Genomic DNA, 11,891 nt, shown 5'->3' with positions numbered 1-11,891 from the left:
GGGGATGGCTCCGCCGGACATAGCTCGCAAATCGCGGCCCGCGGCGGACTTGACATTCGCACAGTTCCGTCAGATATTTCTGTTATGACAGAAACAACCGACAAAAAGAAACTCCCTGCCGTCGTCGAGCGGTTCATCCTGCACTGGGGCGACATGGGGGACGAGTGGGGCGTCAACCGCTCGGTCAGCCAGATCCACGGCCTGCTCTATCTCGCCGAGGCGCCGATGACCGCGGAGGACATCGCCGAGACACTCGGCATGGCGCGGTCCAACGTCTCCAACTCCATCAAGGAACTGCTGGCCTGGAATTTGATCCGCCGGGTGCCGATCCTCGGCGATCGCCGTGATCATTTCGAGGCGGAGACCGACATCTGGGAGGTGGCGGCACGGATCGCCGCCCGTCGCAAGGAGCGCGAAATCGATCCCGCCATCGATGCGCTGCGGGCCTGCGTTTCCGACGCGGCAGACGATCCGACCATCAGCCCGGTCGCCAGCAAGCGGCTGAAGGAAATGCTGGCTTTCACCGAGCTGGTCGACCGCTGGTACACGCAGATGCTCCACGTGCCGCGGCCGAGGCTGGTCGCGCTGATCAAGCTTGGCGAGAAGATCGTCAGTTTATTGCCGGCGGGGAAATCCAGATAGGGCAGAGGGGCAGGGCAGGAGCGTGTGATGGCGTCCACAAGAGTACCAAGGCTTCCCGCAACGCCCGCTTCGAACACCATCCTGCTCGACGACCACCGCTTCCACGATTTATTGCCCGATGAGGATTGGGGCCGTTTGCCGCTGGCGATCTGGCGGCGCTTCTCCAAGCGCTTCGCCGATGGCCAGACCGTCGTCTATGTCGGCACGATCGAGGAGGCGAGCTTTACGCCGGTCGGCTGGTGGCTGGCGCAGCTTGCGCGCGTGATCGGCGGACCGCTGCCGCTTTGCACTGAGACCGGCGTTCCGATGGTCGTGACGGTGACCGAGGATGCGGCGAGCGGCGGCCAGATCTGGACCCGCATCTGCGCGCGCAGCAACGGATTTCCGCAGGTCATTCACTCGGCGAAACGGTTCGCCGGCCCGACCGGGCTCGAGGAGTATGTCGGCTACGGCGTCAGCATGGCGCTGCGCATCGCCGTCGAGCACGAAGCGCTGGTGTTCCGCAGCGTCGGCTATTCCTTCCAGATCGGGCCGTTGAGGTTGCCGCTGCCGATGCGGTTCACGCCCGGCGATCTCACCGTTACCCATTCCGATCTCGGCGGCGGCACGTTCCGCTTCACGCTGGAGATCGTTCATCCGCGCTTCGGCAAGCTCATTCGTCAGTCCGCATTGTTCCGGGAGGCCGCATCATGACGTCGCTGCTTTGGACCCTGATCGCCATTCAGATCGTGATGGGCGTGTTCGATACGTTCTATCACCATGAGCTGACCGAACGGCTCGCATGGCGTCCCTCGCAGCGTTACGAACTGCAACTCCATGCCGTGCGCAACATGCTCTATGCATTGCTGTTCCTGGTGCTGGGCTGGCTGGAAGTGCACGGCGTCCTTGCGATGCTGATCATCGCGGTGCTGACAGCCGAAATCGTCATCACGCTGATGGATTTCGTCGAGGAGGACATGAGCCGGAAATTGCCGGCCAGCGAACGCATCAATCACACGCTGCTCGCCATCAATTACGGCGCCATTCTGGTGCTGCTGCTACCGGTCTTGATCGGCTGGGCAGGGCAGCCGACCGGCGTCAAATCGGCCTACACCGGGTGGCTCAGCCTGATCGCGGCCGCATCGGCCGCTGGCGCGGCGCTGTGCGGCCTGCGCGATTTCACCGCGTCGAAGCGTCTTGCGCGGATGACCTGCGCGCCTGCGGCAAATCTGGTTGAAAAGTTGCCCGCACGGCAGACGGTGCTGGTGACCGGCGCCACCGGCTTCATCGGCAGCCGCCTGGTGACAGGCCTGAGCGGCGCGGGCCATCAGGTCATCGCGCTGGTGCGCAACCCGGCCAAGGCCGATATGCTGCCGCCACCGATCACGCTGATCAGGAGCCTCGACCAGCTTCCAGCGGATACCAGGATCGATACCATCGTCAATCTTGCGGGCGAGCCGATCGGCAACGGGCTGTGGACCGAAGCCAAGCGCCGAAAAATCCTCGACTCCCGGATCAACATGACTGGCGACATCGTCAAGCTGATCGCGCGGCTCGAACGCAAGCCGGCCGTGCTGGTGAGTGGTTCGGCCGTCGGCTGGTATGGGCTCTGGCAGGACCAGGTGCTGACGGAGTCGGCAAAATCACACGCCTGCTTCAGCCATGAACTCTGCGATGCCTGGGAAAACGCGGCGCGCCCGGCGGAAGCGCATGGCGTGCGCGTGGTCTGCCTGCGGATCGGCCTCGTGATCGGCACCGATGGCGGCTTCATCACACGGATGCTGACGCCGTTCGAGTTCGGCCTCGGCGGACCGCTAGGCTCAGGCCGGCAATGGATGTCGTGGATCGAGCGCGACGACCTGATCCGCCTGATCGCGCATGTCATCGTGCGTCCGGAAATCTCAGGCCCGGTCAACGCGACGGCGCCGATCCCGGTCACCAACCTGAAATTCACCGAAGAACTCGGACGGCGGCTGCGCCGGCCGGCGATTTTCCGGATACCCGGCGGGCTGCTGCGCCGTGTCGGCGGTGACTTTGCCAATGAGCTCTTGCTTGGCGGCCAGCGCGTGCTGCCGAACAAGGCGCTGAGCAACGGATTCGTGTTCCGGCACGAAACGCTGCGCAGTGCGTTCGAAGCGATCTTGTAAGGAGAGCCGGTCAGGAGCCGTCACCGCGGCAGTTTCGCGATCGCCTGGCTGAGTTCGTAGATTTCGTAGGGCTTGCGCAGAATGGGAAAATCGCCGCGCACGCTCAGCGCGGCGTCGCTGTAGCCGCTGGCCAGCAGAATCGGCAGTCTGGGCCTGACCGCCTTCAGGTGGCGCGCCAGGCCGAGACCGTCCATCTTGCCGGGCATCACGATGTCGGAAAAGACGAGGTCTATGCCGTCGAGTTCGATTTCGCGCAAGGCCGCTTCGGCATTCGCCACCCGGCGGACGGTGTAGCCGAGCTGTTCGAGCAGGCCGGCGCTGACGGATGCGACCTCCGGATTGTCCTCCACCAGCAGCACGGTGCCGCTGCCGCCGATCTCCACCGCATTGGCGTCCTCGGCCGCGGGCGCGGGTTCCTTTCGTGGCAGCAGGATCGTGATCCTGGTGCCCTTGCCGAGCTCGCTCGCCACCTTGACCGTTCCGCCGGCCTGATGGGCGAAGCCATGAACCTGCGACAGTCCCAAGCCGGTGCCCTTGCCGATCGGCTTGGTGGTGAAGAAGGGGTCGAAAATCTTGCCGAGGATATCGGGCGCGATGCCGGCGCCGGTGTCTTCCACCGAGATCGCGACATATCCGACGGCGCCGTCCTCGCCGCCGGGCGTCTCGTTACGCGCCGATACCGTGATGACGCCGCTGGCGGTCATGGCGTCGCGTGCGTTGATGACGAGATTGACCAGCGCCGTCTCGAACTCGGCGACATCGGCCATGACCGGCCAAACGTCGCGGTCGACGTCGAATTGCAGCGTCACCGCGCTGCCGACCGCAGTGTCGAGCACTTCGCGCACCGCATCGATGCGTTCGGCGATGTCGACCGCCTGGGGATTGATGCTCTGCCGCCGTGCGAATGTCAGCAACTGGCTGGTGAGGGTGGCGCCGCGTTTGGTCGCCCCTTCGATCGCCGCCACCGCCCGCTGGCATTTGGGATCGTCGCCAACCGCTTTCCTCAGCGTGTGAAGACTGCCGCTGATGATCATCAGGAGATTGTTGAAATCGTGGGCCACGCCGCCGGTCAGTTGGCCGAGCGCGTCGAGCTTCTGCGATTCCGCGGGCTGCTGGTGCATCTGCTCGAGCTTGAGCTGGGCTTCGCGGCGCTCGGTAATGTCCCGGGTGATCTTGGCGAAGCCGACCAGCTTGCCGTCCTCATGAAGGGGGTCGATGACCACGCTGGCCCAGAAGAAGGTGCCGTCCTTGCGGACGCGCCAACCATCCTCCTCGTAGCGGCCCTGTTCACGGGCGATACGCAAGGCGCGGAGCGGCTTGCCCTTGGCGCGGTCGACCTCGGTATAGAAGCGGGAAAAATGCTGCCCGATAATCTCTGCGGGCGAGTAACCCTTGATCCGCTGGCCGCCGACATTCCAGCTCGTCACCACGCCGCTAGGATCCAGCATATAAAGCGCGTAGTCGGCAACGCCTTCAACCAGGAGTCGGAAATTACGTTCGGATTCGAATAGATCCCTTTGCTGTTGCTGATCTTTCGTGAACATCCGGCTGCCCATTTAACTGGCGCAAACGCACAAGGCGCCAATTGGTTCCAGAAAAAATCGGTCTTTTTAACGAAACGGTCCGTTACGCCGGGGCCACCACGTGCCTGAACGTCGCCGCCAGCGTCCGTAGCGCCGCGCGCTTGGCGGGGTCGCTGACCTTCGAGTGCAGCACCACCTTGGAGGAAGCCAGCCGCGGCAGCCCCTGGGCCGGACCGATATCGACCAGACCGGGCGGGGCGATCCGCCGGGCCAGCGGCGCCACCGCGAGGCCGGCCAAGGCCGCGGCGACCACCGCGGTGACGCCGCCGCCGACAAAACGCTCGGTCCATGGGATGCCGGCCTTGTCGAGGGCGCGGATGGCGAGCGCGCGCACGCCGCAGGGCGGCGCCAGCGTGGCCAGCGGCAGCGTCTCGCCGCGGCGCCAGGCCAGGCGCTTGGCGGCGAACCAGCCGAAGGCGTCTTCCGTCAGCTTCTCGCCGCCGCGGCGGCTGCCTTCCCGCCGCACCACGACGGCGTCGAATTCGCCGGCATCGTAGGCATCCAGCATCGCGCGCGAAAAGCCGATCGTCACGGAAAGCGCCAGTTGCGACGACATCGCGTGCAGCCGTTCGAGCAGCGGCACCAGTTCCGGTCCTGCGGCGTGATCGGAGATCCCGAGCGACAATTGCTGGCGCGCGGGCGTCTCGCCCGACAGCGCGCGGTCATGCGCCTCAATCAGCGTGCGGGCGTGGGGCAGGAATGCCACGCCGGCAGCGGTCAGCGCGACCGCCCGCGGCGATCGCTCGACCAGCCGCTTGCCGACCACGCTCTCCAGCCGTTGCAGCTTCATGCTGACGGCGGCCTGGGTGGCGCCGAGCGCCTCGGCTGTGCGGGTAAAGCTCTGCAGTTCGGCGACCAGCAGGAACGCCTGCACCGTATCGATATCCAGCGTGCTCATCGCATCATCAATATCCGTTATCATTGTTATGAACAGGGATAAGATACCAAGATGATGGCCGCGGGTCTAGGTAAGGGGAGCGCGATGTCATCGCGCGCCTGATCGAAGGAGAATGACCATGCCGCTTATCACCGTGACCTATTCCAGCGTCCGCAAGGCGCCGTCGCTGAAGGCCGAGATTGCCTCCGCCGTCAGCGAACTGACCGCGCGAATCCTGCGCAAGGATCCCAAGGTCACCGCAATCATCGTCAAGGCGGTCGATGCCGCCGACTGGTTCGCCGGCGGAAAGTCGCTCGCCGAACAGAGCCTCGCCAGCTTCTGGCTCGACGTTCATGTCAGCGAGGGCACCAACACCAAGGACGAGAAGGCCGCCTATCTCGCCGCGCTGTTCCAGCGCATGGGCGAACTGCTCGGGCCGCTGCATGAGGAAAGCTATGCCCATGTCGACGAGGTCAAGGGCGATGCCTACGGCTTCGGCGGCCTCACCCAGGAGCGCCGCTACATCGCTGGCCAACTCGAAGTCGCGCCGCGGAAGGCGGCGGCGTGAACGCTAACTGCTGCTGTGGCCGGCAGGATTTTCGTCGGAGCCGGCGAGGCCTGCCGGGACGCGGCAGATGGATCCAGAGCGGATCGATCGGGCCAACGACACGTCAGATGCCTTGGTCGATCCGCAATGGAGAGTTTGTGGAGCGAGCCGCATCAACCAAAACTGCTTGCCCAAGCAACCGGACGCCGTATGATTTTCCGACAGTGACAGTAGCAGGAGAGGTATGGGATGCGCACGGCCACCTGCCAATGTGGGCAGCTAAGCATTACTGTCGAAGGCGAACCTGCGATGGTGACACCCTGCAACTGCACGCGATGCCAAAGGCGTTCGGGAAGTGCGTTTTCTCTCTCGTCCCGATGGAACTCCGAACAAGTAGTCAACCGCCTGGGCGATAGCTCGATCTTCACCCGCAAAGGAGCGTCAGGCGGGAACGTTCATTGTGTGTTTTGCCCTCGATGTGGCTCGACAATAAGCACGAGCCTCGAACTTTTTCCTGGCCTCATCGGCATACCGGTCGGTTGCTTCGCCGACCCAACGTTCCCTGCGCCACAGGTAGCGGCTTGGTGCGACTCAAAATTTGGATGGGTTCGTTTTCCCGATGGGCTTTTGTTGTTAAGCGACCAGAGCCGACCGATGGAGGTTTGACGGGCATTTTCGACACCGGCGCCGCGCGGCTTCGCGATGGCGTCGGGTTTGTCGCTGCCACCAAAGCCGCGCACATCCGGCTGAGCGGTTCTGCCATTTCACGCGATCAGCACACCCAGCACGGCCGCCGTTGCCGCGATAGCCGAAAGCGCAATCACGGTTGCGCGCCAAAGCAGTTGTTGCCGCGCCGCGCGCCGATCCTGGAACGCCAGCCAATCCCGGACAAAGCCGGCCGGAACGTCCAACACAGCGTTGCGCCGGTTGGGATGCCGCGTTTCGTGATCTGCGAACATGGCCCGTACGTTCGCCACGCCCACACGGTCAAGTTCGCAATTCCATTGCAGGGCGTTCGCGTTGTTGGTCCACCGGTTTTCGAAGGGAAGCCTACGCTTCGTCATCGCGACCTCCTCTGTACACCGCCGCTACTGGATATGTGTCGCCGCTCGCGAGAGCGGAAGACCGCTAGGCAGAGCGGCGGACGTCTCAGGCCGTTGCTTCCGGCAGGCGCGCAGCGGTTGCGCCGAACACGTCTTCAAACGCCCGCCGGAGCGCGACGTCGACATCTTCCATCGTCACGGGCAGGCCGAGATCGACCAGCGAGGTGACGCCGTAGCGCGGATCGGCAACGCCGCAGGGCACGATCGCGGAAAAATGCGCCAGATCCGGCTCGACATTGATGGCGATGCCGTGGAATGACACCCAGCGCCGCAGCCGAACGCCGATCGCCGCGATCTTGTCCTCGTAGCCTGCGCCCTTGTCCGGCCGCCTGATCCAGACGCCGACGCGGTCCTCGCGACGTTCGCCGCGCACATTGAAGGCGTCGAGGGTGCGGATGATCCATTCTTCAAGGCCCGCCACATAGGCCCGCACATCCGGCCGGCGGCGCTTGAGGTCGAGCATCACATAGGCCACCCGCTGCCCCGGGCCGTGATAGGTGAGCTGCCCGCCGCGGCCGGTGGGGAACAGCGGAAAGCGCGGATCGAGCAGGTCGCCCGCCTTGCCGCTGGTGCCCGAAGTGTAGAGCGGGGGATGCTCGAGCAGCCACACCAGCTCGGCTGCCGTGCCGTCGGCGATCCCGGCCGCGCGTGATTCCATCTCGATCACGGCCTCAGGGTAGGGCACTGGATTCGCTGAAATCCGCCATTCGACCTCGCCGCCGCCCTGGACTAGCGCGAATGTCGTCAAATCAAGGCTTTGGCGGTCATTAACCATTGGCTAACCATAACGTGGTCAGGTGGAACCACACCAATTTAGTCCCCCTTTGGCGGTTTCGAAGTGGCCACCCTCGATAAAGTCAGCGTCGATCTCATGGTGGTGCTCGGCACCACGACCATGCCCATCCACCAGGTGATGCGGCTTTCCCGTGGCGCCATCATCGAACTGGACGCCACCGAGGCGGACGAGGTCAAGATCCTCGCCAACAACCTTCCGGTGGCTTCCGGCGTGGTGCTGGTAGACCGCAACCGCATCGCGGTCGAAGTCAAGCAAATGCTGCCGAAATCCCCTGATGTCAGGTAGTTATCGGAGTGCAAAACTTCCTTGTCCCCCCATCCCTGATTTGTTACATCGGCGCCGTTGATCCGGCAGGCCGTAATCCTACCAGCCGGTATCCCAAGCGCTCGTGGCGGAATTGGTAGACGCGCTGCCTTGAGGTGGCAGTGAGTAAAATCGTGGGGGTTCGAGTCCCTCCGAGCGCACCATAAGCCCACGTTTCGCGTTGAAATCCTTAAGCTTTTTTCCTGATGTTACCTGGGAATGTTACCACTCCGTTCCCGCGTAGCGTTCCCCCGTTGTTCGCCTCCGGCAGCGGCATGAAATCATCGAGCGACTGGCTCTGGTCGAACGCGACGATCTTGTCCATTCCGCTGATGCCGAGCCTCTCTCGATGCGCCTGCGCGATGTAGTGCGCGGGCATCTTCGGATCGGTCCAGCCGAACATCGCCATCATCTGGCTCTCGGTGCAGTCGGCGTAGGCAGCAACCTCAGCACGGGCCTTGCGTACCCCATGGCAGCTCTTCTTGGGCTCGTTCACGCCAGCCAGAACAGCATATTTCTTGAACTTGGCCGCCCAGGCCTTTTTGTTCATCGGCACGACTCGGCCGCGCACAACCTTGCCAGTGAATACCTCGGCGCCAATGATTCCCGAGGTACGGGCCGCACGCAAACTTTTTGCAAACTCCGGGTGAACAGGCACCGTAACGGTCGTGTTGCCCCGACTTTTCTCGGTCGCAATCTGCACCGCCATCTTGCGAACGATCTGTCGCAGATGTGGCGGCCCGAAGCGATGCGCGTCGCCCAGCCGAAGGAAAGTATAGTGGAGGATATCGAACATCAGCCGCGGTTCGGTCCCAAGCGGCCACTTCGCTCGGTACCGCGCCATATCGTCCTCGCTCCAGGGCACAAAGCCGCCGGTCTCGCGGCTCGCCTTTGCCTTGCCGGACTTCAGTCCGGTAGTTGGGTCATCGTCTTCATCGAGATGGCCTTCGTCGATCATCCAGCGGATCAGGCCGCGCAGCGCCGACAGCAGGTTGCCGGCCTGAGACGGCGTGCGCGCCTTCATTTCCGCCTTTATGACTTTGCGTGTTAACACTGCGAACGGCTTCTCGCCATTCTCGGGCACTAACGACTCGATCAGCCCAGTGCGCTGCAGCCGGGTCGATTCCGCTAAGCCCTCATGACCGACGCTGAGATCACCCAGCCAGTGGTCACTTTGCTTGTAGCCGTTCCAGTACCAGCGCAGCGTGCCGGGTTTCGCCGGCGTCTCCGGCAGAGCAGGGCGTGGCTCGTTGCGCTGCTTCTGCGCATTGATGTAGTCGCCCTCGTTGCCGAACAGCGCGATCTGAGCGGCGATCGCGGTGTCAACTTCGGCCTCGAATTCAGCCGCGCCGAACTCGGCCCAAATCCGAATTTTTGGCAGCTTGTTGCGCAGTTGCACGTAGTAGCGCACCTGACCGCGTTGGCTAACATCGGCGTACAGATAGCGGCGCTCCGGCTGATCCGGCTTCACCGTTGCTTTGATGCGCCGCATGCGCATTACTCCTCCCAGCGCTGCAACGGCTGCTTCGTAGGCCGCGTCGAACGCTGACGTTCCGTATTCCTCGCGTATGCCGATCCGGAGACCCTTGCGGCTCACCTTCACGTACCAACGCAGGGAGCCGGACTCAGAATAGTTGAAGTAGAGATACATTCGCCGATCCCCAGGCGCGCGAGGATCACGTTCTTCTGTTTCAAGCATTGGCTGTCTCCGGAGACCAATGCTTGGAGTCTAACGATGCGCCGACTCCGCATCAATTGCATAAGGTGCGTTTCACCCGCTTTCGGTGCTTTTCAGGTGTCGCTGCAACGCCTCTGATGGATGTGCGAGAACCAACCGAGTTATCCATGGGATTACCAGCTTAGCTGCACCTGATGGCGCTGGTTTGTCATGCAATGTAATACTGGTGAAGAGCCGGACATCAGCCGAGTAATTGAAGAGAAGACTCCGATGCTCACTAGCCCACCATAACCGTCCGGTTGGCAGGGTACAGCCGGAAGCGCAGTAAACGCTCGAAGCACAACATTTCTCAGGCAAGCTGAGATAGCCTTGACGGCTCCTGGATGGAGTATCAGGTACCGATCGCAAACCCGCGCTGCAATGGCACCAAAGTCGTGTCGAGGCCGCTTGATAGGGCGTTCACGTCGGGAACGCGGGACGGGCAGCGGCGTCCGAGCGTCTCTATTTCAGCCCGCATGCAGCGAAATCAAAGATCTCGGTAGACGAACCAGCATTAGGCTTTCGCCCCGCCGCGCGCTTCTGGCTGGCTCCGGCTGTCGCCAGATCGGATGCGTTCGTGGCGGTATTCGAGGTCAACCCTGGCTGAATCGGTCACGGACATCCTGGTAGATCGCGGTAACGATGTCGTCGTCGCCAGCACGGCACGCAACCGCGGCGCCAATCATCTCTCGATCAAGCCCAGAGCCTGTTCGACATCAACGTCTTCGGCATCCTTCCACCACCGAAGTGCTGCCCATCATGCGCAAGCAGAGCCAAGGCCGGATCATCAACATCAGTTCGGTGGCCGGCTTCCTGCCCGGACCTTATACAGCGCTCTACAACGCCACCAAGCACGCCGTCGAAGGCTATTCCGAATCGCTCGATCACGAACTGCGAACACTCGGCATTCGTGTCTCACTGGTCGTGCCAGTCTTCACCCGCACCGCGCTGGAAGAGAATGGCGACAAGCCCGACCGGATCCTGAGCGTCTACGACAAGGGACGCGCGGCCATGAACGCGACTTGGCGCAACGGCATCGCGGCCGGCGATCCCGTGGAAGCCGTGGCGGACAAGGTGGTGCAGGCTGCCACCGAAAAACAGCCGAGCATTCGGTACACGCCCGGAAAGATGGCGGGCCGTCTCCGCCTGATGCGACGCTTTGTTCCTGAAAAGACTTTCGAGAAGAGTTTTCGCAAGCAGATGGGCGTGGCTGATTGATCCCTGAAATCGAGAGATCTCCAAGCAAGCTGAAATGTCTCTTTCACCGAGGAGCGACCCATGAAGTACTATTTGTGCAAGTACATCCCGCCGCGCGCCGATTTTCTCGCGACCATGACCGCCGATGAGAAAGCATGGATGAAGCAGCACGGCGCGTTCCTGGATGACCTGTTCGAGAAGGGGCAGGTCATCGCGCATGGCCCCGTCATGGACCCGAGTGGCGGTTATGGCGTGTCGCTCTATCAGATCGCCGATGACCAAGAGATAAAGGCGATCACCTCGGAAGACCCCATCGTGAAGAACGGCGCCGGTTACTATGAGCATCACCCGATGCTTCATCTGAAGGCGCGCGGCTGACCGCGCCGCTCCGACGATTTGTCATCATCGATCCCCGGCAGAGCATCCCGATACTCGAAACTCAATTAGGACAACATCCATGACGACCGCACTCCTTACCGGCGCCTCGAGCGGCATCGGCGCAGTTTACGCACGCCGCTTGGCCGCACGCGGCCACGGCCACGCACCGAGATTTACGAACGAGCTGGTGGCGACGCCAGCAAGGTGCCCAATGTCATGGAGGTTGAAGATCTCGTGGATGCGGCCCTGGTCGGCTTCGATCGCAAGGAATTGGTGACAATTCCGCCGGTGCCCGACGTTCGGCCTGTAGTGTCTCTGCCATGTCGGTCGGCGCCGTCGCCACTGAAACCCTATCGCCCATTGCCGCTTGAAAGCGGTCGAGCATTGGGAGATCGGTGCGGCAGCCCTCAGCCGATAGGGTTTGCCCAGCTATTCGAGGACAGCGACGAGCCCCATCGAGCTTCCGGCTCGGAAGCCATAAGCAAGAATCGGTTCCATTGGAATGGGGCTAATACCTTGGGGCAGATCAAGATGGTCTCAGGATTCCTCGATAAATGGTGAGGAAATAATTGAGATCGGATTATTAGAGTACCAAACCTGACTCTTTCACCCACCGCTCACA

Annotated in this window: 13 protein-coding genes, 1 tRNA gene and 1 pseudogene; 10 read left to right on the top strand and 5 right to left on the bottom strand. The window is 62.6% G+C overall.

What is annotated here, in order from left to right; genetic code table 11:
* Positions 1 to 84: 84 nt before the first annotated feature.
* From V1288_RS31695 to V1288_RS31685, 3 genes are read left to right on the top strand one after another with little or no spacing between them, the layout of a single operon-like run.
* On the top strand, positions 85 to 642 hold the full coding sequence (locus tag V1288_RS31695; protein ID WP_334360757.1) for a GbsR/MarR family transcriptional regulator: 558 nt from the start codon (positions 85 to 87) through the stop codon (positions 640 to 642).
* Between the two features lie 27 nt (positions 643 to 669).
* On the top strand, positions 670 to 1,335 hold the full coding sequence (locus tag V1288_RS31690; protein WP_334360756.1) for a DUF4166 domain-containing protein: 666 nt from the start codon (positions 670 to 672) through the stop codon (positions 1,333 to 1,335).
* Positions 1,332 to 2,768 (top strand): TIGR01777 family oxidoreductase, encoded by a 1,437-nt coding sequence (locus V1288_RS31685; RefSeq protein WP_334360755.1) that lies wholly within the window; start codon positions 1,332 to 1,334, stop codon positions 2,766 to 2,768. The genes V1288_RS31690 and V1288_RS31685 overlap by 4 nt, the downstream gene beginning before the upstream one ends.
* A gap of 20 nt (positions 2,769 to 2,788) precedes the next feature.
* On the opposite strand, the gene V1288_RS31680 is transcribed toward V1288_RS31685, so the two are convergent.
* Both V1288_RS31680 and V1288_RS31675 read right to left on the bottom strand, forming a co-directional pair.
* Positions 2,789 to 4,312 (bottom strand): ATP-binding protein, encoded by a 1,524-nt coding sequence (locus V1288_RS31680; protein ID WP_442893882.1) that lies wholly within the window; start codon positions 4,310 to 4,312, stop codon positions 2,789 to 2,791.
* An 82-nt stretch (positions 4,313 to 4,394) separates the two neighbouring features.
* Complete coding sequence (locus V1288_RS31675) at positions 4,395 to 5,249, bottom strand: LysR family transcriptional regulator (protein ID WP_334360753.1); 855 nt, start codon at positions 5,247 to 5,249, stop codon at positions 4,395 to 4,397.
* Between the two features lie 118 nt (positions 5,250 to 5,367).
* On the opposite strand from V1288_RS31675, the gene V1288_RS31670 reads away from it, so the two are divergent.
* Positions 5,368 to 5,796, top strand: a complete 429-nt coding sequence (locus V1288_RS31670; RefSeq protein WP_334360752.1) for a tautomerase family protein — start codon at positions 5,368 to 5,370, stop codon at positions 5,794 to 5,796.
* 228 nt (positions 5,797 to 6,024) lie between these two features.
* The gene (locus V1288_RS34190) at positions 6,025 to 6,441 is read left to right on the top strand and encodes a GFA family protein (RefSeq protein ID WP_442893881.1); all 417 of its coding nucleotides are present in this window, start codon (positions 6,025 to 6,027) and stop codon (positions 6,439 to 6,441) included.
* A 98-nt stretch (positions 6,442 to 6,539) separates the two neighbouring features.
* Here the strand turns inward: V1288_RS34190 and V1288_RS31665 are convergent, their stop codons facing one another.
* Together V1288_RS31665 and lipB are read right to left on the bottom strand one after the other, a co-directional pair.
* The gene (locus tag V1288_RS31665) at positions 6,540 to 6,839 is read right to left on the bottom strand and encodes a hypothetical protein (RefSeq protein WP_334360751.1); all 300 of its coding nucleotides are present in this window, start codon (positions 6,837 to 6,839) and stop codon (positions 6,540 to 6,542) included.
* An 85-nt stretch (positions 6,840 to 6,924) separates the two neighbouring features.
* Positions 6,925 to 7,653, bottom strand: coding sequence for a lipoyl(octanoyl) transferase LipB (lipB, locus tag V1288_RS31660; protein WP_334360750.1), 729 nt, complete (start codon positions 7,651 to 7,653; stop codon positions 6,925 to 6,927).
* 63 nt (positions 7,654 to 7,716) lie between these two features.
* Between lipB and V1288_RS31655 the strand changes: the two genes are divergently transcribed.
* Both V1288_RS31655 and V1288_RS31650 read left to right on the top strand, forming a co-directional pair.
* Positions 7,717 to 7,959 carry a FliM/FliN family flagellar motor switch protein gene (locus V1288_RS31655; protein ID WP_066505938.1) on the top strand — a complete coding sequence of 81 codons (243 nt, stop codon included), beginning with the start codon at positions 7,717 to 7,719 and terminating at the stop codon, positions 7,957 to 7,959.
* Between the two features lie 97 nt (positions 7,960 to 8,056).
* Positions 8,057 to 8,141 (top strand) — tRNA-Leu (locus tag V1288_RS31650).
* Between the two features lie 26 nt (positions 8,142 to 8,167).
* Here V1288_RS31650 and V1288_RS31645 read toward each other — a convergent pair.
* A complete protein-coding gene (locus V1288_RS31645; RefSeq protein WP_334360749.1) occupies positions 8,168 to 9,676 on the bottom strand; it encodes a hypothetical protein in 1,509 nt (502 codons plus the stop codon).
* 660 nt (positions 9,677 to 10,336) lie between these two features.
* Between V1288_RS31645 and V1288_RS31640 the strand changes: the two genes are divergently transcribed.
* The 3 genes and pseudogenes from V1288_RS31640 to V1288_RS31630 form a co-directional block, all read left to right on the top strand.
* Positions 10,337 to 10,912: an SDR family NAD(P)-dependent oxidoreductase gene (locus V1288_RS31640; RefSeq protein ID WP_334360748.1), complete on the top strand. Its 576-nt coding sequence runs from the start codon at positions 10,337 to 10,339 to the stop codon at positions 10,910 to 10,912.
* Between the two features lie 60 nt (positions 10,913 to 10,972).
* Positions 10,973 to 11,269: a YciI family protein gene (locus tag V1288_RS31635; RefSeq protein WP_334360747.1), complete on the top strand. Its 297-nt coding sequence runs from the start codon at positions 10,973 to 10,975 to the stop codon at positions 11,267 to 11,269.
* A 162-nt stretch (positions 11,270 to 11,431) separates the two neighbouring features.
* Positions 11,432 to 11,566, top strand: a pseudogene (locus tag V1288_RS31630) (SDR family NAD(P)-dependent oxidoreductase); the annotation flags it as partial.
* Positions 11,567 to 11,891: the final 325 nt, after the last annotated feature.

It is taken from the genome of Bradyrhizobium sp. AZCC 2176 (assembly GCF_036924645.1).
In the GTDB taxonomy this organism is placed as follows: Bacteria; Pseudomonadota; Alphaproteobacteria; order Rhizobiales; family Xanthobacteraceae; genus Bradyrhizobium.
This window is presented reverse-complemented; position numbering and strand designations above follow the sequence as displayed.